We start from the raw sequence: 26,167 nt of genomic DNA, 5'->3' as shown, positions 1-26,167 counted from the left end.
TCATGAACAAGCAAAGCGGATTGTCCATGGTCGAACTGCTGGTCGCTTTGGCCATTAGCAGTTTCCTGATCCTCGGCATTACTCAGATTTATCTCGACAACAAACGCAACTATCTCTTTCAGCAAGGCCAATCCAGCAATATCGAGAATGGCCGCTACACCCTGCTGATCCTCGATCAGGAGCTGGCTAAAGCCGGTTATCGACGCGAGCCCGATAGCCTTGCCGAATTTGTTTTTCCTGCTCAAGACACTGAAAGCTGCGCATTCAACCCCGGGCAGGTCGTCAAATTTCTTAGCGCCACCAGCTTCTGTATCCGCTACGAACCCGCCTTCAATGGCACCAGGGATTGCGAGGGGAACAACGTCGTAGACATTCCAGATAGCCCATACACCAGGTATTCAGGCGTTCCCATTGTTGCCAAATTCGAGTTCGACGCCAGTTCGGGCGAACTTCGCTGCAACAACGCAGCGATTGCCGACGGCCTTGCCGATTTACGCTTCGAATTTGGCGTGAATACCACGAACGAAAAAACCGTCGCTACTTACAAAGGCACCCCGGCCAGCGGGGACGAAATTCGCTCTGTTCGATATTTCGCTCTGGCAGCCAGTGCAGCCCAACTGAGCGATAACCGAGACAGCCCTGCTTTCAAACATTGGGCCGCCAAATATCCGGCTGCTAGCGAGGCGGCAGATGAATCGCCTGACTCGGAAGAAACTCCAGGAGGATCACAAGTCGATATCGAAGCGCCGGACAGAAAGCTCTATTCCCTCGTCGGCAGCACTACAAGCATGAGGAATCGTCTGCCATGAATATCAACCTCCTCCCCACATTTCCACCGACGCAGCGGGGCGCCAGCTTATTGATCGCCCTGGTGTTCCTGCTGATTCTTACCGTGCTGGCCATTTCCAGCATGCGTGAAGTCGCCCTAGAGGCACGCATTACCGGCAACGTCGCCGAGCAGAAAAAACTCGTAAGTTCAGCCGAATCGGGCCTGCGCGACGGCGAGCGCCGCGCAACCCTGCGCGGCCCACAAGAGCCGACCAGCGACTGCGCAGAGATCGCCACCAAGAAGCTCTGCCTGCTGACTCGCCAACCCAGCTACGCCCAAGACTTCACTGACCATCAAGTGTATTCACCAAACGATGACACAACCTTGGAGCGTGATACTCGCTGGTATGCGCAGATCGCTCCCTCTGGCGAAAACCAGGGCGAAAGCGAAAACCCGGAGTACGGCAATATGATGCTGGGCATTGGCATCTTCCGATATGAAATTAACAGCCAGTCGAAAAGCACCACCCTAGATGCAGCGTTGCGCTCAACCGTGGCACTGAACTCCAAAGGCCGGATTGAAAGCGAATAACAACTCGACCCCTACCCTGCTAATAATAACGTCCTCATGGAGTCCCTATGAGCACCCTGAGCTTTTATAAAAAAGCATGCATGAGCCTGCTCGGCTGTGCCTTTTTTTTAAGTGGAACTCAATCCGCCGTAGCCGCTGCGCTGAACATTAGCAATATCCCATTGATACTTAGCGAGACAGTGGCGCCTAACCTAATTCTGACTTTGGACGACTCGGGTAGCATGCGAGCGTCCTATGTACCTGACAGCATCGAGAGCGATCGCACCTCGCGCCGAATCAAATCATCAACCTACAACTCGATGTATTACAACCCCGAAATTACATACCTGATACCCGTAAAATTCGACTCAAACGGAAATGAAAGCGGCGCATATAGCACCTCATTTAGCGAGGCTTATTACAATGGATTCAACCCCAGCCTTGGCGGATTGAACCTTAACAACAACTACAAAGTCTCATGGTGGTATAAACCTACTGTCGCGCACGGCACTAACTTTGATGCCAACGTCCCTGATTACAGCTATCGTCAGTTTGCTGAAAACCCGGCACAGGACTTTAAATTTCTTGTAACCCTAAGCCTTACCGGAACCCAGAGCACCTCAATAAAAAACGAAAACTTCGGATCAATTACAGTTAGAAGATCGAACACTGGCTGCACCGCCAGCTCATCATTATATTCCAATATACAATGCAGCCGAAGCAACTCCAACTACACTATATCTTTGGAGAAATCCGGAGTACCTGCTTATTACTATGTCTATGATCCGACACTGGATTCATGCTCCCAGAGCATCAGCAGTGACAACTGCTACCGAAAAGTAGATGTCACTGGTGACGCCCAAAAACAAAATTTCGCCATCTGGTATTCCTTTTATCGAAACCGGGCACTAGCGACCCTATCCGCTGCTCGCCTAGCATTCTCGGATCTGTCACCCAGTGCCCGCCTGACGTGGCAAAGTCTGAACGCGTGTACATCCCTAAACGGCACGAGTGCTGGCTGCGGTGGAGATAACCGATTTCGCGAATTCACTGCATCACAGCGAGGACGGCTGTTTTCTTGGTTCGACACGCTGAACTTCAATAGCGGAACACCGCTTCGCGGCGCGCTAGATCGCGCCGGGAAGTTTCTAACGACTGAAACCGCCTGGCATAAGTACCCTAACGATACCAGCCAGAACAACGTAACCGGCAATATTTATGCTTGCCGACCTAGCTATCACATCAGCATGACCGATGGCATCTGGAACGGTGACACTGTTACTTCGGGAAGAACAACAACAGACTCTGATGCAGTAAGAGGCAACGCTGACAATACGACCCAAACTTTACCGGACGGCAGTACCTATACGGTGGCTGCCCCCTTTAAAGATGGTACGGCCAATACCCTGGCTGACCTCGCCTTCAAATACTGGGCAACCGATGCCAAGCCTGGGTTGGACAACAAGCTCAAGCCCTTTATTCCCTTCGCCAATACCAATCGAGAGACCCAGTACTGGGACCCTCGAAACAATCCCGCCACATGGCAAAATCTAGTCAATTTCACCATGGGGCTTGGCCTAACTCGCGCCCTAAATAATCCAAGCCTGCCCTGGGCAGGAAATACCTTCAGCGGGACAGGTTATGAAAACCTAAAAACTGGTACGCCTTGGCCGCCAGCCGCTGCTGACAGTGATAACAATGTCTATGACCTCTGGCACGCAGCAATTAACTCCCGTGGCGAGTTTTTCAGCGTGGACAGCCCGGATACCATGGTTGAGGCATTCCAAGACATCCTCAAGAGAATCTCCGCGCGCACCACTGCTGCTGCACGTCCAGCCGTTTCCGCTTCTTTCGTTTCCGACTCGGACGGCAGCGCCCTGCAAAGCAATGTCTATGCGACTGAGTTTTCCAGTGAAGACTGGAGCGGCCAGATCACCAAGACCTCCATCGATGGCAGCGGTACCCAAACCGTTGCCTGGGATGCCAAGGCGAATAACCAAAGCGCGCTAAGCAATGTGAAAATGAAATCTGCCACTGACACCAGCTCAGGCCTCCAGGACTTCACATGGAACAACCTGACTGAAGTTCAGCAGGCTATGTTTAACAAAAACCCAGAAGAATTGACTCATCCTGTCGACGCTCGCGGAGTGGAAAGGCTCGCCTACATCAAGGGCTCCCGCGGTAACGAAGGCAGCGCCGAGACACACTTTCGTCAGCGCAGCACAGTCATCGGCGACATTATCAACTCCAGCCCGGTGATCGTCGGTACACCCAGCTATCTCGCCTATCTGGCAGACAAGATTGAAAACCCCGCCACCGCTGAATCCCCCAACGGCCGCGACAGCTATAGAAGCTATTCGACCTTCCGCGCAGAACATCGCAAGCGTACTGCAGCGACGCCGGTGGACGAAGGGCGTCAAGAAATGATCTATGTCGGCGCCAATGACGGCATGTTGCATGGCATCAATGCCAACACGGGCAACATCCAGTTTTCCTTCGTGCCCAGCGCGGTCATGCCAGACCTTTATCGACTGACCGGAAAAAACTACAAGGGAGGCGAGCATCGCTTCTTCGTAGATGGCACGCCCGTGGTTCGCGATGTGTATTTTGACGATACCCTCGGCTGGCGCACCGTCCTGGTTGGCACCCTGCGCGCAGGTGGCAAGGCGTTGTTTGCTCTGGATGTCACCGACCCGGCGAATATCAAGCTGCTCTGGGAATTCGACGCCACTGAAGCAGGCGGCGATGTGGATCTGGGCTACACCTTTGCCCAACCAGAGATTGCTCGCCTGCATACCGGGAAATGGGCGGTGCTGATGGGCAACGGTTATAACAGCACGAATGACAAGGCCGCGCTGATGATCATCGATATTCAGACCGGTGCACTGCTGAAGAAGCTGGTGGTACCCGAGATCACGCAGGGCTCCGGGGCCAGTGCTACGACCCTACCTAATGGGCTATCCAGCGTCCGTGCCGCCGACAATAACAGCGACGGCCTGGCCGACTACGCCTATGCGGGCGACCTACAGGGCAACCTGTGGCGCTTTGACCTGGTCAAGTCCGTTAGCTCGACACCCGAGAATCCCATCAGCGATCCTTTCTCACGAACCGTACAGACCAACGTTACAACCGACCACTTCACCATTGCCTACGGTGGGAAACCTCTCTTCACCGCGCGAGATTCGGGTGGAACGGACGCCAATCCCAGCGCACGCCAAGCCATCACCATTCAACCGTCGCTGGTCCGTCATCCAACTCGCCTGGGTTACCTGGTGCTCTTCGGTACCGGCAAGTATTTCGAAACCAGTGATGCGAATGTGGATACCAGTCGGGTGATGACGCTGTACGGCATATGGGATCGCAAGACCAAAGCGCAGGACACCACTGAAAGTACCGCCACTGCGGAAAAACGCAGCACCTTGGCTACCCAGCGATTCACCAATCAGCATGACGGTGCAACCGTGGGCGTAGAAGGTAACCAGGCGGTCAACGATATTCGCATTCTCAGCCAGGAGCCGATCAGTTGGTATAACGCCCCGGCTGCAGGTGAAACCTTGGACTACGAAGATGACAGCAACGTTGCCAAATGGGGCTGGGCGCTTGATCTCAAAGTCGGCAATACGCAGCTGGGCGAGATGATCGTCAACAACATGTCCGCGAGCGGCGGGACGTTGTTCTACAGCAGCCTGACACCCAACATTGATCCGTGCGCGGATGGAGCGGACACCTGGTTCTATGCCGTGGACGCCTATACCGGCGGACGCACCAAGTACAACGTCCTCGACCTCAGCAAAGACGGCATCGTCAACGCAACCGATGCCTTTAGCTCGAACGTTGTGTCCGGCGTGCGTTTCCCGGCCCTCGGAGGCTTCAACCTGGCTCCAGGTAATAAAGTGTTCGGTAGCGACGGCGCCAATAACCCCGCCACGGTAGGCGACGACCCGAACTCTAACGGACGCCAGAGCTGGCACATCATCCCCGAGGAATTCAAATGATTGACCAACGCACATCCGCCGGCTTTACCCTGATCGAAGTCATGATCGTGGTCGCGATCATCGGCATCCTTGCGGCCATTGCCTACCCCAGCTACGACGAGCACATAAAGCGCGGCAACCGCACCGAGGGGCAGGCCTTGCTTAGCGAGGCCGCTGCACGCCAAGAGCGATTTTTCGCCCAAAACAACCGCTACATCACCACTGCAGCGGATATTGGAAAGCTGCAATTGCCGAGAACGAGCGGTACGACCGTCACTTCGAGCACAGGCAAATACACACTCAATGTCGGGGCAGTCAACGGCGACGGCGGTTATACGCTGACCGCCACTCAGCAGTTCTCAGATACCGCCTGCGGCAACCTGACCCTGACAGCCTTGGGCACCAAAGGCCGCTCGGGGAGCGGCAAAACCATTCAGGATTGTTGGCGTTGAACCACCCTTAAAAAAAGAAGCCCGGGTTAAACCCGGGCTTCTTTTTTTCATAACAACAAAACGCTAATTACAAATTCTTCACCCGCAACTCCTTAGGCATCGAAAACGTAATGTTCTCCGGCCGTCCGATCAGCTCTTCTGCGCCGGTGGCACCCCAGGCGTGCAGTTGTTCGATCACACCACGCACCAAAACTTCCGGGGCGGAGGCGCCAGCAGTGATGCCGACCTTGGTGACGTTGTCGAACCACTCTCGCTGGAGGTCTTCGGCGCCGTCGATCAGGTAAGCCGGGGTACCGATGCGTTCGGCCAGTTCGCGCAGGCGGTTGGAGTTGGAGCTGTTCGGGCTGCCGACCACCAGCACCAGGTCGCTTTCCACGGCCAGTTGCTTGACGGCGTCTTGGCGGTTCTGGGTGGCGTAGCAGATATCGTCCTTACGCGGCCCGCCGACGTTGGGGAAGCGTTGGCGCAGGGCGTCGATAACCTTGCTGGTGTCGTCCATCGACAACGTGGTCTGGGTCACGAAGGCCAATGAGTCAGGATTACGCACCTGCAACCTGGCCACGTCGTCCTCGTTTTCCACCAGATAAATGCTGCCGCCCTTGCTGTCGTCGTACTGGCCCATGGTGCCTTCGACTTCCGGGTGGCCTGCATGGCCGATCAACACGCACTCACGGCCTTCACGGCTGTAGCGCACCACTTCCATGTGCACCTTGGTGACCAGCGGGCAGGTGGCGTCAAACACCTTCAGACCGCGCCGCTCGGCTTCCTGGCAGACCGCCTTGGACACGCCGTGGGCGCTGAAGATGACGATGAAGTCATCCGGCACCTGATCCAGCTCTTCGACAAACACCGCACCGCGGGCGCGCAAGTCCTCGACCACGAACTTGTTGTGCACGACTTCATGGCGCACATAAATGGGCGGACCGAATACTTCCAGAGCGCGGTTGACGATCTCGATGGCGCGATCGACGCCGGCGCAGAAGCCTCGGGGGTTGGCGAGTTTGATTTGCATGGGCTCTCTCGGCACGCGGTTTAACCAGAAGTGAAGTCTACTGCGGGACTGTCTGTCCTGCGTGATGGGTATCGCTGCGCTCAACCCATTCGGCGGTTGCGACCTGTGTCAGGCCGCCTTCACGTCAAGTATTTCCACGTCGAAGGTCAGCGTCTTGCCGGCCAGCGGGTGGTTGAAATCAATGGTCACCTGATGGTCGTCGAAGGTGCTGACCACGCCGGGCAGTTCGGCTTTGGCAGCATCCTGGAAGATCACCATCAGGCCTTCGGCGAGCTCCATGCCCGCAAACTGGCTGCGCGGCATCACCTGCAGGTTCTGCGGGTTGGACGGGCCAAAGCCGCGCTCCGGCTCGATGCGCAAGCTGCGCTTGTCACCGGCCTTGAGACCTTGCAGGGCCAATTCGAAGCCGGGCAGCAGGTTACCGTCGCCGAATTTAAAGGTGGCCGGCTTTTTGTCGAAGGTGCTGTCCACTACATCGCCGCTTTCCAGCTTGATGGCGAAGTGCAGGGTGACTTCCTTGTCCGGGCCGATACGTACGTCAGTCATGGGAGTCTCCGGACTGCTTGGAATTGAACATGTCCAGCGCCAGCATGATGGCGCCAACGGTAATGGCACTGTCGGCCAGGTTGAAGGCTGGGAAATACCAGCGGTTCTGCCAGTGAACGAGGATGAAGTCGATCACGTGGCCGAACAGGATACGGTCCAGCAGGTTGCCCAACGCACCGCCCAGCACCAGGGCCAGCGCGACCGCCAGCCAGGTTTCGTTGGGTTTCAGGCGTTTGAGCCAGATCACCAGCACGATGCTGACCACAATGGCGATCAGCGCGAACAGCCAGCGCTGCCAGCCGGATTCACCGGCCAGGAAGCTGAAGGCTGCACCGGTGTTGTAGGCCAGCGTCCAGCTGAAGTAATCGGGAATGATCACGATTTGTTGGTACAGGTTCAGGCTGCCTTCGAAGTAGTACTTGGTCGCCTGATCGAGGACGAACACCAGTGCACTGAGCCACAACCAGGTCAGCTTGCCGAAGCGCGCGGTCATCGGTCGTCCTCTACCAGCACACCAACAGCCGGCAGGCCGAAGCCTCGCAGGGGCAGGATCGACGGCTTATGCATAGTGTCGGGTCTCGCCAGCGCCTTCGATATTTTCCACGCAGCGGTCGCACAGCTCCGGATGCTCGGCATGGTTGCCGACGTCCTCGCGGTGGTGCCAGCAGCGCGCACACTTGGCGTGGGCCGACTTAACGATCTTCAGCTCCAGGCCCGGCACCTCGGTCGCCACGGCATCGGCCGGGGCATCCGCCAGCGGCGCCAGCGAGGCGGTAGAGGTAATCAGGGCGAAACGCAGTTCGTTGCCCAGCTTGCCCAGCGCCGCTTGCAGAGACTCCTCGCCATACAGGGTCACTTCGGCCTGCAGGCTACCGCCGATGGCCTTGGCCGCGCGCATGCCTTCCAGTTCCTTGTTGACTGCGCCTTTGACCGCCTGGATCTGTTCCCAATAGGCGCGGTCCAGGGCAAAGCCTTCCGGCAGCAATGGCAGTTGGTCGTACCACGTGTTGAGCATCACCGACTCGTTGCGCTCGCCCGGCAGGAACTGCCAGATCTCGTCGGCGGTGAAGGCCAGGATCGGCGCAATCCAGCGCACCAGCGCCTCGGCGATGTGGAACAGCGCCGTCTGACAGGAGCGACGCGCGATGCTGTCGGCCTGAGTGGTGTACTGGCGGTCCTTGATGATGTCCAGGTAGAAGCCGCCCAGCTCCTGCACGCAGAAGTTGTGTACCTTGTGGTAGACGTTCCAGAAGCGGTACTCATCGTAGGCTTCGGTGATTTCAGTCTGCAGGCGCGCCGCGGCGTCCAAGGCCCAGCGATCCAGGTCGAGCATCTGCTCGACCGGCAGCAGGTCCTTGGACGGGTCGAAACCGTTCAGGTTGGAAAGCAGGAAGCGCGTGGTATTACGGATGCGCCGGTAGGCATCGGCGGTGCGCTGCAGGATGACCTTGGAGACGGCCATCTCGCCCGAATAATCCGTCGACGATACCCACAGGCGCAGGATGTCGGCGCCCAGGCTGTCGTTGACTTCCTGCGGGGCCACCACGTTGCCCATCGACTTGGACATCTTGCGGCCGTTCTCATCCACCACGAAGCCGTGGGTCAGCAGACCACGGTACGGCGCGTGGCCATCAATGGCGCAGGCGGTCAGCAAGGAGGAATGGAACCAGCCACGGTGCTGGTCGGAGCCTTCCAGGTACAAGTCGGCGCGTGGGCCTTCTTCGTGGCCCATGGGGTGCGAGCCGCGCATCACGTGCCAGTGGGTGGTGCCGGAGTCGAACCACACGTCGAGGGTGTCGTTGATCTTCTCATACTGCTCGGCTTCGTCTCCCAGCAGCTCGGTGGGCTCCAGTTTGAACCAGGCTTCGATACCTTCCTGCTCGACGCGCTGGGCGACCTGCTCCATCAGCTCGACGGTGCGCGGGTGCAACTCGCCGCTTTCCTTGTGCAGGAAGAACGGGATCGGCACGCCCCAGTTGCGTTGGCGCGAGATGCACCAGTCCGGACGGCCGGCGATCATGCCGTGCAGGCGCGCCTGGCCCCAAGCCGGGACGAACTGGGTGTTTTCGATGGCGTCCAGGGCGCGGGCGCGCAGGGAGCTGCCATCAGCCACAACCTTATCCATGCCGACGAACCACTGCGCGGTGGCGCGGTAGATCAGCGGGGTCTTGTGGCGCCAACAGTGCATGTAGCTGTGGCTGATGCTCTCATGTTTGAGCAGCGCGCCGACTTCACGCAGCTTCTCGACAATGGCCGGGTTGGCCTTCCAGATGAACTGGCCGCCGAAGAACGGCAGGTCCGCAACGTAGACGCCGTTGCTCTGCACCGGACTGAGAATGTCGTCGTTCTCCATGCCGTAGTGCTTGCAGGTGCGGAAGTCGTCCTCACCATAGGCTGGGGACGAGTGAACGATGCCGGTACCGGCGCCGGTCTCCACGTACTCGGCCAGGTAGACCGGCGAGAAACGCTCGTAGAACGGGTGGCGGAAGCGGATATTTTCCAGCGCGCGGCCTTCGCAACGGGCAATGATTTCGCCCTGCAGGCCATAGCGTTGCAGGCTGGACTCGACCAGCTCTTCGGCCAGCACCAGCAACGTGTCGCCGGTATCGACCAGCGCGTAGATGAAGTCAGGGTGAACGTTCAGCGCCTGGTTGGCCGGAATGGTCCAGGGCGTGGTGGTCCAGATGACAATGCTGGCCGGCTTGGCCAGGTGCGCCTGACCAAAAGCAGCGGCCAACTGATCGGCATCTTCTACGGCGAAGGCGACGTCGATGGCGTCGGACTTCTTGTCCTGGTATTCGACTTCCGCCTCGGCCAGCGCCGAACCGCAATCAAAACACCAGTTCACCGGCTTGAGGCCCTTGAACACGAAACCGCCTTCGACCATTTTCGCCAGGGCGCGGATTTCACCGGCCTCGTTGGAGAATTCCATGGTCTTGTACGGGTTGTCCCAGTCGCCCAGCACGCCGAGGCGCACGAAGTCGGCCTTCTGCCCTTCGATCTGCTGGGTCGCGTAATCGCGGCAACGCTCGCGGGTCTGGTCGGCCGGCTGATTCTTGCCGAAGGTGGTCTCGACCTTGTGCTCGATCGGCAGACCATGGCAGTCCCAGCCCGGCACGTAGGGCGCATCGAAGCCGGCCAGGGTGCGCGAGCGCACGATCATGTCCTTGATGACCTTGTTCACCGCATGGCCGATGTGAATGCTGCCGTTGGCATACGGCGGGCCATCGTGAAGAATGAACTGCGGACGCCCTTTACCCTGCTCGCGCAGCTTCTGATAGAGGTCCATGCTCTGCCAGCGTGCCAGGGTTTCCGGCTCGCGCTGCGGCAGGCCGGCCTTCATCGGAAACGCCGTTTCCGGCAGGTTCAGGGTCGCTTTGTAGTCGGTCATCGTCATTCAGGCTCGTTAGGGATGCGGTTGACCCAGCCAATAGGCTCGGGCGGCGGCGATATCGGCGTCGATCGCCATTTTCAAATCTTCCAGCGAGGAAAAGCGCAGCTCCTCGCGCAACTTATGGTGAAAGGCCACGCTGATGCGCTGGCCATACAGGTCGCCAGCGTAATCAAGCAGATGGACTTCCAGATGGGCGCGGCCATCGCCCTGCACGGTGGGGCGCATGCCAATGTTGGCCACCCCCGGCACGCGCTGCCCCTGGATCAGCGCACTGACCAGGTACACGCCCTGCAGCGGTATGCGGCTGCGCTTGAGCTGCACATTGGCGGTTGGTGCGCCCAATTGGCGACCGAGCTTCTGGCCATGCATGACCCGCCCGGCGATGCTGTACGGCCGGCCCAGCAACCGTTCGGCCAAAGCGAAATCGCCGCTGGCCAGCGCTTCGCGCACGCGGGTACTACTGATGCGTTCGCCATCCAGCTCGATGGTCTCGGCGGACTCGACGCTGAAGCCATCGCGCTGCCCCGCCCGCTGCAGGAAGGCGAAGTCGCCGGCGCGGTCGCAGCCGAAGCGAAAATCGTCGCCCACTTCCAGGTGCTTGACGCCAAGCCCGTCGACCAGCACCTGCTGGACGAAATCGCTGGCACTGAGCTCACGCAGGCGCCGGTTGAAGGCCAGGCACAGCACCCGGTCCACACCTTCGGCGGCCAGCAGCTCGAGCTTGTCGCGCAAGCGCGCCAAGCGTGCCGGCGCCTTGTCCGGGGTGAAGAACTCGCGCGGCTGTGGCTCGAAGATCACCACGCAGGTGGGCAGGCACAGCTCAGCCGCGCGCTCGCGCAGCCGCTTCAGGATTGCCTGATGGCCACGGTGCACACCGTCGAAATTGCCAATAGTGGCGACACAGCCCCGATGCTGGGGCCGCAGATTGTGTAGGCCTCGAACCAGCTGCATAGCGGACGTCTTGATTGAAAAGTGGCCGATTATACGCACAGCGGCGGATGGCGGGTAGGCCACGGGATAGCGGCAAGGCACACACGTCAAACGACACTTGGCAGCGAGGCGGCCAGCCTACCCCTGTAAATGCAGACAGCGCCGTCAAATCGCCCGGCGCGCGAAGTCCCGCACACGAAAGCCCAGCACCGCCAGCATGCCGAAATAGGCCATCACCCCAGCGCCCACCAACACCCCCAAACGGGCGAAGCGCAACAGCATGCCGCCCTGCTCCCACGCCGGCATGACCTGCATCACACCGACCAGCACGGCGACCATGGCCAGCACCGCCACGACCAGCTTGGCGAGGAAGCGCCCCCAGCCGGGCTGCGGCTGGAACAGATTATGAGCGCGCAGTTTCCAGTACAGCAGGCCGGCATTCAGGCAGGCCGCCAGTCCAATGGCCAGGGCCAGGCCGGCATGGGCCAGCGGGATGACGAACACGAACAGCACGTTCATCACCTGGGTCATAGCCAAGGTAAACATGGCGATGCGCACCGGCGTTCTGATGTTCTGCCGGGCATAGAAACCGGGGGCCAGCACCTTGATCAGGATCAGCCCCAGCAAGCCGACCGAATACGCCATCAAGGCCCGCTGGGTCATCTGCGCATCGTGGGCGCTGAACTGGCCGTACTGGAACAACGACACGGTGAGTGGCTCGGCCAGCAGCGCCAGCGCCAAGGCACAGGGCAGTACCAACAGGAAGCACAGGCGCAATCCCCAATCCAGCAGACGGGAATATTCCTCGGGATTCTGGCTGGCGACGCTTTTCGACAGTGAAGGCAGCAGAATCGTCCCCAGCGCGACGCCTAGTACCCCGGAAGGCAGCTCCATCAGGCGATCGGCGTAATACATCCAGGACACCGAGCCAGCCACTAGGAAGGAGGCGAAAACGGTGTTAATGATCAGCGAAATCTGCGCCACGGAGACGCCGAGGATGGCCGGCCCCATCAGCTTCATCACCCGCCACACACCGCTGTCGCGCAGGTTCAGTCGCGGCAGCACCAGCATGCCGATTTTTTTCAAATGCGGCAGTTGATAGAGCAACTGCGCCAGGCCGCCCGCCAATACCGCCCAGCCCAGTACCATGATCGGCGGATCGAAGTACGGGGTCAGGAACAAGGCGAAACCGATCATGCACAAATTGAGCAGGGTCGGCACGAAGGCCGGCACGGCAAAACGGTTCCAGGTATTGAGGATCGCCCCGGCCAGAGACGACAGGGAAATCAGCAGGATGTAGGGAAAGGTGATCCGTAACAGGTCGCTGGTCAGCTCGAAGCGGTCGGCCTCATCGGCAAAACCCGGCGCGGTGACCCAGACGATCCAAGGCGCGGCCAGTACACCCAGCAAGCTGACCACCGCCAGCACCAGGGTGAGCATCCCCGAGACATAGGCCACGAAGGTACGTGCGGCTTCCTCACCCTGCTGTTGCTTGTACTCGGCGAGAATCGGCACGAAAGCTTGGGAAAAGGCCCCTTCAGCGAAAATACGGCGCAGCAGGTTGGGCAGCTTGAAGGCCACAAAAAAGGCATCGGAAGCCACCCCGGCACCAAAGATGCGCGCAATGATGGTGTCGCGCACAAAACCCAACACGCGGGAGATCATGGTGATCGAGCTGACCGCTGCCAGGGATTTGAGTAGATTCATGAAAAATTGCGATCCGGACTGCACAAGCGGCCAGCGGCCTGTTATCGTGCCGGCCTTGGCCCTTAGGGTTGGAAAGCCGCCGAGTTTAGCGGCAAACCCGGGCCTTGGGATAACTTCCCTGCATCGCTTTTGACACCCGTCCTCCCATCGGCCGCTGCCGTGGGTGTGCTTGACAAGCAGACAACCCGACGGCATCATTCGCGGCCTTATTTATTTGCATCCCCCAGTTTTCGAGGAGTTCGACGGTGGCCAACAGCCCTTCCGCCAAAAAACGCGCCAAACAGGCTGAGAAGCGTCGCAGCCACAATGCCAGCCTGCGTTCGATGGTGCGTACCTACATCAAGAACGTGGTCAAGGCTCTCGAGGCCAAGGACCTGGAAAAAGCCCAAGCAGCCTACACTGCTGCCGTACCGGTCATCGACCGCATGGCCGACAAGGGCATCATCCACAAGAACAAGGCCGCTCGTCACAAGAGCCGCCTGAACGGTCACATCAAGGCACTGGCTCAGCCCGCCGCCTAAGTGATACGTTCCACAAAAAACCGGCCAATGGCCGGTTTTTTGTTGTCTGCAAAAAAAGGTAGCGCCAGGGCGAATCAGAACGCATCGATTACCCACCATCAGCCTTACCACGCCCTAATCGGGATCGCCGTCACCGCATTCTGCGGACTGCCCTCGATAATCCGATCGCTGTAAACCAAGTACACCAGCGTGTTGCGCTTCTTATCTAAAAACCGCACCACCTGCATGGTCTTGAACACCAAGGACGTGCGCTCTTTGAACACTTCTTCGCCATCCTTGAGCTCACCCTTCAAGCGGATCTCGCCCACTTGCCGGCAGGCGATGGAGGCCTCGGCGCGATCCTCCGCCAACCCCAACCCACCACTGACGCCACCGGTCTTGGCCCGCGACAGGTAGCAGGTCACGCCCTCCACCTTGGGGTCGTCGAACGCCTCGACCACAATCCGGTCATTTGGGCCGAACCACTTGAACACCGTGGAGACCTCGCCAATCTCTTCAGCCAGCGCCAAGGGCGCAGCCAGCATGAGCAGGAACAGTGCACGCGCGCGCATCGGCAGGGCCCTCAAACCACAATCATGTTGTCACGATGGATCAATTCCGGGCCGTCGACATAGCCCAGCAGTTTCTCAATATCGTCGGTAGGATGGCCGCAAATCTTTTGCGTCTCCACCGCACTGTAGTTGGCCAGCCCGCGCGCGACCTCTTCACCTTCAGGAGAGACGCACACCACCATCTCGCCGCGACGAAAGCTGCCAGCTACCGCCTTTACGCCCACCGGCAACAGACTTCTATGGCCTTCGCGCAGAGCCTTCACCGCCCCAGCATCCAGCACCAGCGTGCCGCGCATCTGCAGATGCCCAGCCAGCCATTGCTTGCGAGCGGCGCGGCGACTTTGCTCTGGGGACAGCAATGTGCCCAGGCGCTCGCCCACCTTGAGTCGATCTAGCACGCGCTCGATGCGCCCACCAATGATCACCGTATAGGCACCGGAACGCGCGGCCAGACGCGCCGCACGCAGCTTGGTCTGCATACCGCCGCGCCCCAACGCACCCGCACTGCCACCCGCCACGGCGTCCAGCGCCGGATCATCGGCACGTGCTTCGTAGATCAACTGGGCATTGGGGTTGTTACGCGGATCGGCGTCGAACATGCCGTCACGATCAGTGAGAATCACCAGCAGATCGGCTTCCACCAGGTTGGCTACCAACGCCGCCAGGGTGTCGTTGTCACCGAAACGAATCTCATCGGTCACAACGGTGTCGTTTTCATTGATCACCGGGATTACGTTCAGGCTCACCAGGGTGCGCAAGGTGCTCCGGGCATTCAGGTAACGCTTGCGGTCGGACAGGTCATCGTGAGTCACCAGCACTTGCGCAGTTTGCAGGCCATGCTCGGCGAAGCTGCTTTCCCACGCCCGCACCAGACGCATCTGACCAATGGCGGCAGCCGCCTGCAGTTCATGCATGGCTTTAGGACGCTCCTGCCAGCCAAGGCGATCCATACCCGCCGCCACCGCGCCGGAGGACACCAGCACCAGCTCCACACCCGCCTCGCGCAGCGCGACCATTTGCGCCACCCAGATATCCATGGCAGCGCGGTCCAATCCCTTGCCATCCGCGGTCAGCAAGGCGCTACCGATTTTCACTACCCAGCGCCGCGCGCCTGTCACCTTGTTCCGCATAGTCATCCAGCCCTGAGCCGAGAAGCGCCCTGCAGGCGCACGTCTTGTTTTAATTCGTTGCCATCACTCAGCACGACGCCGCTGAAAAGCGGCGCCGTGGCAAACGTCACTCCCTGACGTAAATGATTTCCGGACCGTCTTCATCGTCCTCGTAATCATCAAAATCGTCATCACTGACATCATCGACACTTCTAAGGCCGGCGCGACGCAAGGCACGCTGGTCATCCAGCTCCTGCAAGCGCGCCCGCGCCTCGTCCTCGATGCGCTGATCCAACTCCGCGAGCGCCTCGCCATAGGTCGGCTCTTCGGCAATGCGCAGGGCACGCTCATCCAAGTAACGCATGACGTCCTGGCTGAGCTCCTCGGTGCCTTCACGCTCCATCGCCGAGATGACGTACACCGGCCCTTTCCAGTCCAGGCGCTCGATCACGCGGCGCTTGCACTCCTCGCGCTCCTCCTCAAGCATCTGGTCGGCCTTGTTCAGGATCAGCCAACGGTCGCGCTCCAGCAGGGCCGGGCTGAACTTGCCCAACTCGTTGAGGATGACTTCCGCCGCATCCGCCGGATCGCTTTCATCCAACGGCGCCATGTCCACCAGATGCAGCAGCAGACGGGTCCGCGCCAGGTGCTTGAGGAAGCGTATACCCAGCCCGGCGCCTTCGGCCGCGCCCTCGATGAGCCCGGGGATGTCGGCAACCACAAAGCTCTTGTAGCGAGCGATGCTGACCACACCCAGGTTTGGGATCAAGGTAGTAAAAGGATAATCGGCCACCTTCGGCTTGGCCGCGGACACCGAGCGGATGAACGTGCTCTTGCCGGCATTGGGCAAGCCCAGCAGACCAACATCGGCCAGCACCTTTAATTCCAGCTTGAGGTCGCGCGCTTCACCCGGCTTGCCCGGCGTTGTCTGTCGCGGCGCGCGATTGGTACTGGATTTGAAGCGGGTGTTGCCCAGACCATGCCAGCCGCCTTGAGCGACCAGTAGGCGCTGCCCAGCCTTGATCAGATCACCGATGACCTCCTGGGTCCCAGCATCGATCACGGTGGTACCAATCGGCACCGGCAGGATCAGGTCTTCGCCCTTGGCCCCGGTGCAGTCGGCGCTGCCACCCTTGGCGCCATTTTGGGCATTGAAACGACGGGTGTAGCGGTAGTCCACCAGGGTGTTGAAGTTATCCACAGCCTCGATGTACACGGAGCCGCCGTCGCCACCGTCACCACCGTTGGGACCGCCCTTCTCGATGAACTTTTCGCGACGAAAGCTCATCATGCCATTACCGCCGTCACCGGCTTTTACAGAAATCGATACTTCATCGACGAATTTCATGAACGCCTCCCGCCCTGGGGCGGGCAGTTGAAACAAGAGAATCAGCCTGGGCTGGATACGCCTAGGATACAGAAACAAAAAAGCCCCGTCGCATGGACAGGGCTTTTTCAGCAGTGTCGCGCTTAGGCGGCGACAACGCTCACGTAGCGACGACCGAAGGCGCCCTTGACTTCGAACTTGACCACGCCGTCCACTTTCGCGAACAGGGTGTGATCCTTGCCGATGCCAACGCCGTAACCGGCGTGGAACTGGGTGCCGCGCTGACGCACGATGATGTTGCCGGCCTTGATGACCTGACCGCCGTACAGCTTCACGCCAAGGCGTTTACTTTCTGAGTCGCGACCGTTGCGGGTAGAACCGCCAGCTTTTTTGTGTGCCATGAGTCAAATCCTCCTAAAGGGATTAAGCCTGGATGCCAGTGATCTTGATTTCAGTGAACCACTGACGGTGGCCCTGACGCTTCATGTGGTGCTTGCGGCGGCGGAATTTGATGATGGTCACTTTGTCGTGACGACCTTGGGAAACCACCTCGGCAACGACCTTGGCGCCGTCAACAACCGGTGCGCCGATTTTTACGTCGTCGCCATTGCCAACCAGCAGAACGCGATCGAACGTGATGGATTCGCCAGCGGCGACTTCCAGCTTCTCGACCTTGAGGAATTCACCTTGGGCGACCTTGTATTGCTTGCCACCGGTAACAATTACAGCGTACATGGAAATATCTCCGTTAATCCTGCTCACCCAGCGCTTTATAAAAGGAAGAAGTGGCTGGCATGGCTGCTTGGGGTCGAAGGGTCGCCCAAGCAATTGCGTAAGGCAGGGAAATGCCCAGTAAAGTTCAGGGTGCGCGATTGTACGCAAGCCGCCCAGGCCGCGCAAGCGCCACGGTGTCTCGCCTTGACAGTGCCAAACCCGCCCCCTAGCATGCCGCGCATTCCCGAGGAGTGATAGACACCGTGCAATCCCAAGCTTTTTACCGTGTGGTGGCGGATGATTTTACCGCCGTTGACGAGATCATTCGCAAGCGACTCACTTCGCACGTCCCCCTGGTAGAAAAGATCGGCGACTACATCATCTCCGCCGGCGGCAAGCGTCTACGTCCCTTGCTGGTTCTGCTCGGCGGCAAAGCCGTCGGCTACTCCGACGACAATCTGCGCCTGCTGGCCGCCATCATTGAATTCCTGCACACCTCGACCCTGCTGCATGACGATGTCGTCGACAAGTCCGACATGCGCCGCGGCCGTTCCACGGCCAACGCACGCTGGGGTAACGCACCGAGCGTACTGGTGGGCGATTTCCTCTATGCCCGCTCCTTCGAAATGATGGTCGAACTGGCCTCGATGCCGGTGATGAACATCATTTCCCAGGCCACCCGGGTGATTGCCGAAGGCGAAGTGCTGCAGCTCTCGAAAATTCGCGACGCCAGCACCACTGAAGAAACCTATATGGAAGTGATCCGCGGCAAGACCGCGATGCTCTTCGAAGCCTCTACCCACAGCGCGGCGGCTCTGGCCGAAGCGCCAGCCGAGCACTGTGAAGCGCTACGCCAGTTCGGCGATGCGCTGGGTATCGCTTTCCAGTTGGTCGATGACCTGCTGGATTACAAGGGCGACGCGGACACGCTGGGCAAGAACGTCGGCGACGACCTGGCCGAAGGCAAACCAACCCTGCCGCTGATCTACACCATGCGCGAAGGCACCGCCGAGCAGGCCGCCTTGGTGCGCCAGGCTATTCAGAAAGGCGGCATCGAGGATCTGGAACGCATCCGGGACGCCGTGGACGCCTCAGGGGCACTGGAGTACACCGCGCAACTGGCACGCGATTATGCCGAACGCGCCATCGCCTGCCTGGATGCACTGCCTGAATCCGAATACCGCGACGCGCTGATCGAACTGAGTCGCGCCTCGGTTGCGCGCACGTTCTAAGCACAGCACTGGCTAACCGCAGGCTGACCGATTAGCAGCCTGCACCCAGTACCTCGCCAACGCCGTGCCAGCCAAGGCATGCGGCTCAATCGCTTCGATAGACCTTATCAAATGTCCGTCCCGCTGGGTTTCTTGGATGCTGTGTGTTTTCCACAGCAACCAAGGGAATCAGCCCGTGAAAAAGCTTCTTACTCTGTTCAAAAAAGCCAGCATCAATACCCCTCACAACGAAGCCATCGAGCAGCACCCCAACTTCTGGATGCATTGATCGATCAAAAATCCGGGAGCGCCCTTACCTGCACTGTCGGGTGGCTCAAGCGCCGATTACACCACCATCCTCACGGCTGATAACCACCACCGATGAACGGGGCCGACCTCCAGCCTGGCGATCAGGAAAGGTCGAGCCGCCCGCCTCGCCCGGATGCTGGATACCGACGAACATCGTTCGGTGATCCGGTGCGAAGGCCACACCGGTGACTTCGCAACCCACCGGGCCGACCATGAAACGGCGAATCTCGCCAGTAACCGGATCGGCGCAGAGCATCTGGTTGTTGCCCATGCCGGCATAGTCGCCGCTGTTGCTGTACTTGCCATCGGTCTGCACCCAGAGCCGGCCGCCGGCGTCGAAACACACCCCATCCGGGCTGTTGAACATATTCTCGGCATTGATGCTGGGCGAGCCGGCATTGGCCGTACCCGCATGCACCACGGGGTTGCCGGCAATGATGAAAAGATCCCAGCCGAACGTGTCGGCGGCGGCATCGTCACCGGCCTCGCGCCAGCGCAGAATCTGTCCATACAGGTTATTGGCACGCGGATTCGGACCGCCCACTGGCTGGCCGTTGTCACCACGCCTGCTGTTGTTGGTCAGGGCGCAATACACCTGACCATCCTGCGGGCTGACAGTGATCCATTCCGGTCGATCCATCCGTGTGGCGCCCAACTGGCTGGCCGCCGCGCGGGCGTGGATCAGCACCGCGGCCTGATCGGCAAAGCCATTCGCGGCGGTCAGGCCGTTTTCGCCGTGCACCAGCGCCAGCCATTGGCCGCGCCCTCTGGGAGCGTCTGGATTGCCGTCGCCGTCATCGAAGCGCGCCACATAGAGCGTGCCGTGATCGAGCAGGTCACGGTTGGCCTTGAGGTTGTCGCGATCCAGACGGTCGCGGCTGATGAACTTGTAGATGAACTCGCCACGCTCGTCGTCGCCCATGTACACCACCACACGGCCATCGCGGCTGGTGGTCAACGCCGCATTCTCGTGCTTGAAGCGCCCCAGCGCGGTGCGCTTGATTGGCATTGATTGCGGGTCGAAGGGATCGATTTCGACGATCCAGCCATGCCGGTTCAGTTCGTTGGGGTTCGTGGCCAGGTCGAAGCGGGCATCGAATTTGTGCCAGTCGTTATCGGCACCGGCATGACTGACGCTGTAGCGCTTCTGTGCGGCGCTCAGCACCAGCGCCGGATCACTACTGCCGAACACATCGGTGAAGTTTTCCTCGCACGTCAGGTAAGTGCCCCAGGGCGTCTGGCCATTGGCGCAATTCTGGAATGTACCGAGCACCCGGCGACCGGTTGGGTCTGCGGCGGTGCGCAGCTCGGCATGGCCGGCCGCCGGACCGCTGACAGCCATCGGCGTGTTGGCATGGATGCGCCGGTTATAAGGCGAATCCGGCACAAACCGCCACTGGCCTTCACGATGCCGCACTTCGATCACCGTCACGCCTTCGGCCGCCTGCGCCTTGCGCACCTCCTCAGTCGACAACGGCAAGTCACCCCCATGGGCCAGCAGGTAGCGGTAATTGACGTACTCGTTGTTAATCGCCATCAGCCCACGGTCTGCATCGTCGGCGAATGAAAAAAAGCTCATGCCGTCATTGTTATCGCCGAACTGCAACGCCTGCTCCTCCGCCGTGTTGCCGCCGTCATGGCGGAACGCCGGACCTTGGTCACTGAGCGGCTGACCCCAACTGATCAATATCTTGGCGACGTAACCCGGCGGCAGGCTGATGTCGTCCGCAGTGGACGCGGCGATAGAGCCAAAACCAAGCAGCGTGCTGCTGCCAGGTTTTAGCCCTTCGGCCAGCGCCGTGCGCGCGAACGGAACGCCGCCCAGAAACAGCGCGGCGCCGGCCAGCGCACCCGCGCCGATAAAGCGGCGGCGAGTCAGCCCGGCCAGATGTTCCAGATCAGTGGGGTGTTCGGCATGCATGGCGGAGCTCCTTGAGGTGATGGCCGACGCTAACCAGTACTGATGACGGCAAGGTGACAAACAGCCCAAAACCAGATGCAACGCAAAAATACCAATTAATGCTTGCAAAGACGCTAATAGGAATTATTCTCATGTGACATTCATAGGAGGATCCCGACATGACTTATCTGATCGACGCCTGGCTGGACCGTCCCCAACCCTATCTGCACATTGTTGATTGCCGCACCGGGGCTGTCTGTGCCCGCTTCGATGCCAGCGACTTGGAGGAATTGCGCGAACAAGGCGAACTCGACCCTACCGTGCTCAATTCCAGCGAACCCGCCGTGCTCAAGGAGCTGATCCGTACCCTCTTCCTGTTCTGCTATGCCCGTGCGCTGCGCCCGGGCCACGGGGGGCTGCTGACGTGAGGCGGGCTGTCTCGCTGAATGGTCAACCATGGGTGGCCATCCGCGAGCCGGTGAACACACACAACAGCTCTCCCTATGGCTAAAATGCCGGTTTTTCACCGGCTCGCTCTTACATGTCGCACGTGCTCTCTCCCGTTGTGGTCATTGGCGGCGGTCCCGCTGGTCTGATGGCCGCCGAAATCCTCAGCCAGGCCGGCCTGCCGGTCGAACTGTTCGACGCCATGCCCTCGCTGGGCCGCAAGTTTCTGCTGGCCGGCGTCGGCGGCATGAATATCACCCACTCAGAGCCGCAGCCAGCCTTCCTGTCCCGCTATCGCGAAGCGCAGCCAGCACTGCAACCTGCTATAGAAGCCTTCGACGCCGACACCCTGCGCGCCTGGATTCACGATCTGGGTATCGACACCTTTGTCGGCAGTTCGGGCCGCGTGTTCCCCACCGACATGAAGGCCGCGCCGCTGCTGCGCGCCTGGCTCAAGCGCCTGCGCGCGGCAGGCGTGATCCTGCACACCCGCAGCCGCTGGCTGGGCTGGGATGAGGCAGGATGTTTGCGCATCGCCACGCCGAGCGGCGAGCGGCGTCTCGAATCCCGTGCCGTCGTGCTGGCCCTGGGCGGCGGCAGCTGGGCGCGCCTTGGCTCGGACGGTGCCTGGGTGCCTTTGTTGCAGCAACAGGGTGTTGCCATCGCCCCGCTCACACCCAGCAACTGCGGTTTTGAAGTGGATGCCTGGAGCGCGCTGCTGCGCGACAAGTTCGCCGGCGCACCCTTGAAAAACGTGACCCTGACACAGCCCGGCCAAGCACCCCGCCTGGGGGAATTCGTCCTCACCGCCACCGGTATTGAAGGCAGCCTGGTGTATGCCCTGTCCGCCGACATCCGCCGCCAGATCGAGCAGCAAGGTGAAGCCGTCGTGACACTTGACCTGCTTCCCGCGCAGTCGGCCGAAAAAATTGCCAGCGCACTGGCCAAGCCGCGCGGCAGCCAGTCCATGGCCAAGCACCTGCACCGCCAGCTGCGCCTGGACGGCGTCAAGGCGGGGTTGCTGCGTGAACTGGCCAACCCGGATGCATTCGCCGATCCCACTGCGCTGGCGACTGCCATCAAGGCGCTGCCGATCCGGCTGGTGCGCACACGCCCTCTGGACGAAGCCATCAGCAGTGCCGGCGGCGTGCCCTTCGCCGCACTGGATGACAACCTGATGCTGCGCCAGCTGCCCGGCGTGTTTTGTGCCGGTGAGATGCTCGACTGGGAAGCTCCCACCGGCGGCTACCTGCTCACCGCCTGCTTCGCCACCGGCCGCGCGGCGGCGCAGGGCATGCTGCGCTGGTTGACCGCTCAGGATCGCCTCGGCAATCCGCAGAAATAACCCGATGTGCTGAGCCGCGTCAGCACATCGCCAGTTTGTGTGCCCGTCGGCGTGAGCGCGCCTAGCCGGGGCCAGACCAGCCACATAAACTGCTGACCTGTCACACAAACGATGCGATGCTTGGCCTTTTGATGCCAGGCAGGCACAACAAGAACAACACCCGTCGCCTTTAGGAGATTATCGATGCTGCAGTTCGCCAGGAAGAAATGGCTGCCTCTCGCTGCCCTGACCCTGACCATGGCCGCCCCCTTGGCCAGCGTCGCCGCCGAGCAGAAATCCGTGGCGGTTACCGCCATCGTCGAACACCCCGCACTCGACGCGGTGCGTGACGGGGTGCGCGATGCCCTGGCCCAGGCCGGTTACGAAAGCGGTAAAAACCTGAAGTGGCAGTACCAGAGTGCCCAGGGCAACACCGGCACCGCCGCGCAGATCGCTCGCAAGTTCATTGGCGATCAACCGGACGTCATCGTCGCCATCGGCACGCCCTCCGCCCAGGCCGTGGTGGCCGGCAGCAAGCGGATACCCTTGGCGTTCTCCGCCGTCACCGACCCGGTCGAGGCGCAACTGGTGAAAAGCTGGGAAGCCTCCGGCACCAACGTGACCGGCGTCTCCGACCTGCTGGCCCTGGACAAGCAGATGGAACTGGTCAAGCAGATCGTCCCCGACGCCACCCGCATCGGCATGGTTTACAACCCTGGCGAGGCCAACTCGGTGGTGGTGGTTAAGCAACTAAAGGAACTGCTGCCCAGCCTCGGCATGACCCTGGTCGAAGCCGCCGCACCGCGCTCGGTGGATGTCGGCTCGGCCGCCCGCAGCCTGGTTGGCAAGGTCGATGCCATCTACACCAACACCGACAACAACGTGGTCTCGGCCTACGAGTCGCTGGTCAAGGTCGGCAATGATGCGCGCATCCCGCTGATCGCCTCGGACACCGACAGCGTCAAGCGCGGCGCCATTGCCGCCATCGGCGTCAATTACCGCGACCTCGGCGTGCAAACCGGCCGCATCGTGGTGCGTATCCTCGAAGGCGAAAAGCCTGGCGACATCGCCCCCGAGACCAGCCAGAACCTGCAGCTGTTCGTCAATCAATCCGCCGCGCAGAAACAAGGCGTGACGCTGTCCCAGGCGCTGCTCGACGCCGCCGCCGAAGTCATCCAGTAACCCGTCCGCCTGCGGACGCCCTGTAGCGTCCGCAGCGTTCCATTATCCGATTGGTTTATCCATGTCCCTGTTTTCCTTGTTCGGTGCCCTGGAGATCGGCCTGATCTTCAGCCTCGTGGCCCTTGGGGTGTTTATTTCCTTTCGCCTGCTGCGCTTTCCCGACCTGACCGTCGACGGCAGCTTTCCGCTGGGTGGCGCCGTCTGCGCCGTACTCATCGCCAACGGCATGGACCCCTTCAGCGCCACGCTGATCGCCACCGCCGCCGGCGCCCTAGCCGGGGTGATGACCGCCGTGCTCAATGTGCACCTGAAGATCATGGACCTGCTGGCCAGCATCCTGATGATGATCGCCCTCTACTCGATCAATCTGCGCATCATGGGTCGGCCGAACATTCCGCTGATCACCGAGCCGACCCTGTTCACCCTGCTCCAGCCCGAATGGCTGATTGATTACATCGCCCGCCCGGCGCTGCTGGTGCTGATCGTGATCGCCGCCAAGCTGGCGCTGGACGCATACTTCGCCACCCGCCAGGGCCTGGCGATCCGCGCCACCGGCTCCAACCCGCGCATGGCCCGCGCCCAGGGCGTCAACACCGGCGCCATGGTGATTCTCGGCATGGCCATTTCCAACGCACTGGTGGCACTGGCCGGCTCGCTGTTCGCCCAGACCCAGGGCGGCGCCGATATTTCCATGGGCATCGGCACCATCGTCATCGGCCTGGCCGCGGTGATCGTCGGCGAAAGCATCCTGCCGTCGCGCCGTCTGATCCTCACCACCCTGGCGGTCATCCTCGGCGCCATCGTCTACCGCTTCTTCATCGCGCTGGCCTTGAACAGCGATTTCATCGGCCTGCAGGCCCAGGACCTGAACCTGATCACCGCCGTGCTGGTCACCGTCGCCCTGGTGATCCCGCTGCTGAAAAAACGCCTGACCCGTCGCAAGGGAGTCTGAAGATGCTCAGCGCCAAGAACCTGACCCTTACCTTCAACCCCGGCACCCCCATCGAGACCCGCGCGCTACGTGGTCTGTCGCTGGAGATCCCCACCGGCCAGTTCGTCACCGTGATCGGCTCCAACGGTGCCGGTAAATCCACGTTTCTCAATGCCATCTCTGGCGATCAGCCGGTGGACGGCGGGCAGATCTGCATCGATGAACTGGATGTCACCCGCATGCCGGTGTGGGAACGCGCCAACCGCGTCGCGCGGGTGTTCCAGGACCCCATGGCAGGAACCTGTGAGGACCTGACCATCGAAGAAAACCTCGCCCTGGCGCAACTGCGCGGCAGCCGTCGCGGCCTCGGCCGGGCGGTCAAGGCCTCGATGCGCGACGGTTTTCGCGAGCGTCTGGCGACACTCGGCCTGGGCCTGGAAAACCGCCTGTCCGACCGCATCGGCTTACTCTCCGGCGGCCAGCGCCAGGCGGTCAGCCTGCTGATGGCCGCCCTGCAACCGTCGCGTATTCTGCTGCTCGATGAACACACCGCCGCCCTCGATCCCCGCACCGCGGATTTCGTCCTGCAGCTCACCGCGCGCATCGTGGCGGAAAACCAGCTGACCACCATGATGGTCACACACAGCATGCGCCAGGCGCTGGATGTCGGCGATCGCACGGTGATGCTGCACCAGGGCCAGGTGGTGCTCGATGTATCCGGGGACGAGCGTCGCGGCATGGACGTGCCCGACCTGCTGGCGATGTTCGAGAAAGTGCGCGGCGAAAAACTCAGCGACGACGCCTTGTTGCTGGGCTGATCAGCACGCTTATGCGGCCTCGGTGGACAAAAACGCTATCTTTGTCCACCCGCCACGCCACTCCTCACCCGCCCTATCACCGGACACGGAAACTCCATGGAAGTCAGCAAAACCAAAACCAGTTTCTACCGCCGCCTGTACGTGGCCTGGCTGATCGACAGCGGCACGGCCAGCAACGTGCCAGCGCTGATGACAGCCACCGGCATGCCCCGACGCACCGCCCAGGACACCCTGGAAGCCCTGACCGAACTGGACATCGACTGCGTATTCGTCCAACAGGAGGGCGAGCGCAACAATGCCGGGCACTATGTCATCCGCGACTGGGGGCCCATCGACCCGCGCTGGATCGCCGCCCATCTTCAACAATTCAAGACGGTCCTCGGCTACCCCTGATACCCACGTCGCCACGAAAGGCATGCAGTCAATTCTGTGAACTTGACTCTAATCAAACGAGAATGATTAGCGATTA

24 protein-coding genes are annotated in these 26,167 nt (G+C 60.5%); 12 read left to right on the top strand and 12 right to left on the bottom strand.

All coding sequences use genetic code 11. The features are described 5' to 3' along the window. The first annotated feature begins 2 nt into the window (after positions 1-2). From ACTV8E_RS18995 to ACTV8E_RS18980, 4 genes are read left to right on the top strand one after another with little or no spacing between them, the layout of a single operon-like run. Complete coding sequence (locus ACTV8E_RS18995; protein WP_273536028.1) at positions 3-809, top strand: PilW family protein; 807 nt, start codon at positions 3-5, stop codon at positions 807-809. Further along, a complete protein-coding gene (locus ACTV8E_RS18990) occupies positions 806-1,360 on the top strand; it encodes a pilus assembly PilX family protein (RefSeq protein WP_273536030.1) in 555 nt (184 codons plus the stop codon). Before ACTV8E_RS18995 ends, ACTV8E_RS18990 begins: the two co-directional genes overlap by 4 nt. Before the next feature lie 47 nt (positions 1,361-1,407). Beyond that, the gene (locus ACTV8E_RS18985) at positions 1,408-5,334 is read left to right on the top strand and encodes a pilus assembly protein (RefSeq protein WP_443200492.1); all 3,927 of its coding nucleotides are present in this window, start codon (positions 1,408-1,410) and stop codon (positions 5,332-5,334) included. Beyond that, complete coding sequence (locus ACTV8E_RS18980; protein WP_273536033.1) at positions 5,331-5,765, top strand: type IV pilin protein; 435 nt, start codon at positions 5,331-5,333, stop codon at positions 5,763-5,765. Before ACTV8E_RS18985 ends, ACTV8E_RS18980 begins: the two co-directional genes overlap by 4 nt. A 67-nt stretch (positions 5,766-5,832) precedes the next feature. On the opposite strand, the gene ispH is transcribed toward ACTV8E_RS18980, so the two are convergent. The 6 genes from ispH to murJ form a co-directional block, all read right to left on the bottom strand. Then, positions 5,833-6,777, bottom strand: coding sequence for a 4-hydroxy-3-methylbut-2-enyl diphosphate reductase (gene ispH / locus ACTV8E_RS18975; protein ID WP_273536036.1), 945 nt, complete (start codon positions 6,775-6,777; stop codon positions 5,833-5,835). Between the two features lie 108 nt (positions 6,778-6,885). Beyond that, the gene (locus ACTV8E_RS18970; protein ID WP_273536037.1) at positions 6,886-7,323 is read right to left on the bottom strand and encodes an FKBP-type peptidyl-prolyl cis-trans isomerase; all 438 of its coding nucleotides are present in this window, start codon (positions 7,321-7,323) and stop codon (positions 6,886-6,888) included. Next, positions 7,316-7,816, bottom strand: a complete 501-nt coding sequence (gene lspA, locus ACTV8E_RS18965; protein WP_251836472.1) for a signal peptidase II — start codon at positions 7,814-7,816, stop codon at positions 7,316-7,318. Before lspA ends, ACTV8E_RS18970 begins: the two co-directional genes overlap by 8 nt. A gap of 66 nt (positions 7,817-7,882) precedes the next feature. Beyond that, a complete protein-coding gene (gene ileS, locus ACTV8E_RS18960) occupies positions 7,883-10,714 on the bottom strand; it encodes an isoleucine--tRNA ligase (RefSeq protein WP_443200491.1) in 2,832 nt (943 codons plus the stop codon). Between the two features lie 15 nt (positions 10,715-10,729). Then, positions 10,730-11,668, bottom strand: coding sequence for a bifunctional riboflavin kinase/FAD synthetase (gene ribF, locus ACTV8E_RS18955; protein WP_443200490.1), 939 nt, complete (start codon positions 11,666-11,668; stop codon positions 10,730-10,732). Between the two features lie 144 nt (positions 11,669-11,812). Further along, entirely contained in the window at positions 11,813-13,354 is a 1,542-nt protein-coding gene (gene murJ / locus ACTV8E_RS18950; protein WP_443200489.1) for a murein biosynthesis integral membrane protein MurJ, read from the bottom strand. A gap of 245 nt (positions 13,355-13,599) precedes the next feature. Between murJ and rpsT the strand changes: the two genes are divergently transcribed. Next, positions 13,600-13,875, top strand: a complete 276-nt coding sequence (rpsT, locus tag ACTV8E_RS18945) for a 30S ribosomal protein S20 (RefSeq protein ID WP_251836468.1) — start codon at positions 13,600-13,602, stop codon at positions 13,873-13,875. A 104-nt stretch (positions 13,876-13,979) separates the two neighbouring features. Here the strand turns inward: rpsT and ACTV8E_RS18940 are convergent, their stop codons facing one another. The 5 genes from ACTV8E_RS18940 to rplU all read right to left on the bottom strand — a co-directional run bounded on the left by ACTV8E_RS18940 (position 13,980) and on the right by rplU (position 17,597). After that, entirely contained in the window at positions 13,980-14,426 is a 447-nt protein-coding gene (locus ACTV8E_RS18940; RefSeq protein ID WP_273536046.1) for a CreA family protein, read from the bottom strand. Positions 14,427-14,437: 11 nt separating this feature from the next. Then, complete coding sequence (gene proB / locus ACTV8E_RS18935; RefSeq protein WP_273536047.1) at positions 14,438-15,556, bottom strand: glutamate 5-kinase; 1,119 nt, start codon at positions 15,554-15,556, stop codon at positions 14,438-14,440. A 106-nt stretch (positions 15,557-15,662) separates the two neighbouring features. After that, a complete protein-coding gene (cgtA, locus tag ACTV8E_RS18930) occupies positions 15,663-16,883 on the bottom strand; it encodes an Obg family GTPase CgtA (protein ID WP_443200488.1) in 1,221 nt (406 codons plus the stop codon). 122 nt (positions 16,884-17,005) lie between these two features. Then, a complete protein-coding gene (rpmA, locus tag ACTV8E_RS18925; protein WP_251836464.1) occupies positions 17,006-17,263 on the bottom strand; it encodes a 50S ribosomal protein L27 in 258 nt (85 codons plus the stop codon). Positions 17,264-17,285: 22 nt separating this feature from the next. Then, positions 17,286-17,597, bottom strand: a complete 312-nt coding sequence (gene rplU / locus ACTV8E_RS18920) for a 50S ribosomal protein L21 (RefSeq protein WP_251836463.1) — start codon at positions 17,595-17,597, stop codon at positions 17,286-17,288. 242 nt (positions 17,598-17,839) lie between these two features. On the opposite strand from rplU, the gene ACTV8E_RS18915 reads away from it, so the two are divergent. Beyond that, on the top strand, positions 17,840-18,808 hold the full coding sequence (locus ACTV8E_RS18915) for a polyprenyl synthetase family protein (protein ID WP_443200487.1): 969 nt from the start codon (positions 17,840-17,842) through the stop codon (positions 18,806-18,808). Positions 18,809-19,121: 313 nt separating this feature from the next. Here ACTV8E_RS18915 and ACTV8E_RS18910 read toward each other — a convergent pair whose 3' ends face one another. Continuing rightward, the gene (locus ACTV8E_RS18910; RefSeq protein WP_443200486.1) at positions 19,122-21,017 is read right to left on the bottom strand and encodes a PhoX family protein; all 1,896 of its coding nucleotides are present in this window, start codon (positions 21,015-21,017) and stop codon (positions 19,122-19,124) included. Between the two features lie 158 nt (positions 21,018-21,175). Between ACTV8E_RS18910 and ACTV8E_RS18905 the strand changes: the two genes are divergently transcribed. The 6 genes from ACTV8E_RS18905 (at position 21,176) to ACTV8E_RS18880 (ending at position 26,091) form a co-directional block, all read left to right on the top strand. Continuing rightward, the gene (locus ACTV8E_RS18905; protein ID WP_273536055.1) at positions 21,176-21,424 is read left to right on the top strand and encodes a hypothetical protein; all 249 of its coding nucleotides are present in this window, start codon (positions 21,176-21,178) and stop codon (positions 21,422-21,424) included. Positions 21,425-21,537: 113 nt separating this feature from the next. After that, positions 21,538-22,788 carry a TIGR03862 family flavoprotein gene (locus ACTV8E_RS18900; protein WP_443200485.1) on the top strand — a complete coding sequence of 417 codons (1,251 nt, stop codon included), beginning with the start codon at positions 21,538-21,540 and terminating at the stop codon, positions 22,786-22,788. Positions 22,789-22,971: 183 nt separating this feature from the next. Further along, entirely contained in the window at positions 22,972-23,949 is a 978-nt protein-coding gene (locus ACTV8E_RS18895; RefSeq protein ID WP_443200484.1) for an ABC transporter substrate-binding protein, read from the top strand. Positions 23,950-24,010: 61 nt separating this feature from the next. Continuing rightward, a complete protein-coding gene (locus ACTV8E_RS18890; RefSeq protein ID WP_443200483.1) occupies positions 24,011-24,901 on the top strand; it encodes an ABC transporter permease in 891 nt (296 codons plus the stop codon). 2 nt (positions 24,902-24,903) lie between these two features. After that, positions 24,904-25,698 carry an ABC transporter ATP-binding protein gene (locus ACTV8E_RS18885; protein ID WP_443200482.1) on the top strand — a complete coding sequence of 265 codons (795 nt, stop codon included), beginning with the start codon at positions 24,904-24,906 and terminating at the stop codon, positions 25,696-25,698. Positions 25,699-25,794: 96 nt separating this feature from the next. Then, entirely contained in the window at positions 25,795-26,091 is a 297-nt protein-coding gene (locus ACTV8E_RS18880; protein ID WP_251836455.1) for a winged helix-turn-helix domain-containing protein, read from the top strand. Positions 26,092-26,167 lie beyond the last annotated feature (76 nt).

Origin of the sequence: Pseudomonas sp. B392_1p, from assembly GCF_052245235.1 — a bacterium.
Taxonomy (GTDB): Bacteria; Pseudomonadota; Gammaproteobacteria; order Pseudomonadales; family Pseudomonadaceae; genus Serpens; species Serpens gallinarum.
Note: the sequence above shows the minus strand (reverse complement) of the source record. Positions and strands in the feature narration are given on the sequence as shown.

Excerpts from the sequence above, each read along its gene's own strand:
- ACTV8E_RS18985 (WP_443200492.1), top strand. The coding sequence starts at position 1,408 with ATGAGCACCCTGAGCTTTTATAAAAAAGCATGCATGAGCCTGCTCGGC.
- ACTV8E_RS18905 (WP_273536055.1), top strand. The coding sequence starts at position 21,176 with ATGACTTATCTGATCGACGCCTGGCTGGACCGTCCCCAACCCTATCTG.
- ACTV8E_RS18890 (WP_443200483.1), top strand. The coding sequence starts at position 24,011 with ATGTCCCTGTTTTCCTTGTTCGGTGCCCTGGAGATCGGCCTGATCTTC.
- murJ (WP_443200489.1), bottom strand. The coding sequence starts at position 13,354 with ATGAATCTACTCAAATCCCTGGCAGCGGTCAGCTCGATCACCATGATC.
- ACTV8E_RS18995 (WP_273536028.1), top strand. The coding sequence starts at position 3 with ATGAACAAGCAAAGCGGATTGTCCATGGTCGAACTGCTGGTCGCTTTG.
- ACTV8E_RS18940 (WP_273536046.1), bottom strand. The coding sequence starts at position 14,426 with ATGCGCGCGCGTGCACTGTTCCTGCTCATGCTGGCTGCGCCCTTGGCG.
- rplU (WP_251836463.1), bottom strand. The coding sequence starts at position 17,597 with ATGTACGCTGTAATTGTTACCGGTGGCAAGCAATACAAGGTCGCCCAA.
- ACTV8E_RS18980 (WP_273536033.1), top strand. The coding sequence starts at position 5,331 with ATGATTGACCAACGCACATCCGCCGGCTTTACCCTGATCGAAGTCATG.
- ACTV8E_RS18900 (WP_443200485.1), top strand. The coding sequence starts at position 21,538 with ATGTCGCACGTGCTCTCTCCCGTTGTGGTCATTGGCGGCGGTCCCGCT.
- proB (WP_273536047.1), bottom strand. The coding sequence starts at position 15,556 with ATGCGGAACAAGGTGACAGGCGCGCGGCGCTGGGTAGTGAAAATCGGT.
- ACTV8E_RS18910 (WP_443200486.1), bottom strand. The coding sequence starts at position 21,017 with ATGCATGCCGAACACCCCACTGATCTGGAACATCTGGCCGGGCTGACT.
- ACTV8E_RS18970 (WP_273536037.1), bottom strand. The coding sequence starts at position 7,323 with ATGACTGACGTACGTATCGGCCCGGACAAGGAAGTCACCCTGCACTTC.
- lspA (WP_251836472.1), bottom strand. The coding sequence starts at position 7,816 with ATGACCGCGCGCTTCGGCAAGCTGACCTGGTTGTGGCTCAGTGCACTG.
- ispH (WP_273536036.1), bottom strand. The coding sequence starts at position 6,777 with ATGCAAATCAAACTCGCCAACCCCCGAGGCTTCTGCGCCGGCGTCGAT.
- ACTV8E_RS18885 (WP_443200482.1), top strand. The coding sequence starts at position 24,904 with ATGCTCAGCGCCAAGAACCTGACCCTTACCTTCAACCCCGGCACCCCC.
- ileS (WP_443200491.1), bottom strand. The coding sequence starts at position 10,714 with ATGACCGACTACAAAGCGACCCTGAACCTGCCGGAAACGGCGTTTCCG.
- cgtA (WP_443200488.1), bottom strand. The coding sequence starts at position 16,883 with ATGAAATTCGTCGATGAAGTATCGATTTCTGTAAAAGCCGGTGACGGC.
- ribF (WP_443200490.1), bottom strand. The coding sequence starts at position 11,668 with ATGCAGCTGGTTCGAGGCCTACACAATCTGCGGCCCCAGCATCGGGGC.
- ACTV8E_RS18895 (WP_443200484.1), top strand. The coding sequence starts at position 22,972 with ATGCTGCAGTTCGCCAGGAAGAAATGGCTGCCTCTCGCTGCCCTGACC.
- ACTV8E_RS18990 (WP_273536030.1), top strand. The coding sequence starts at position 806 with ATGAATATCAACCTCCTCCCCACATTTCCACCGACGCAGCGGGGCGCC.
- rpmA (WP_251836464.1), bottom strand. The coding sequence starts at position 17,263 with ATGGCACACAAAAAAGCTGGCGGTTCTACCCGCAACGGTCGCGACTCA.
- ACTV8E_RS18880 (WP_251836455.1), top strand. The coding sequence starts at position 25,795 with ATGGAAGTCAGCAAAACCAAAACCAGTTTCTACCGCCGCCTGTACGTG.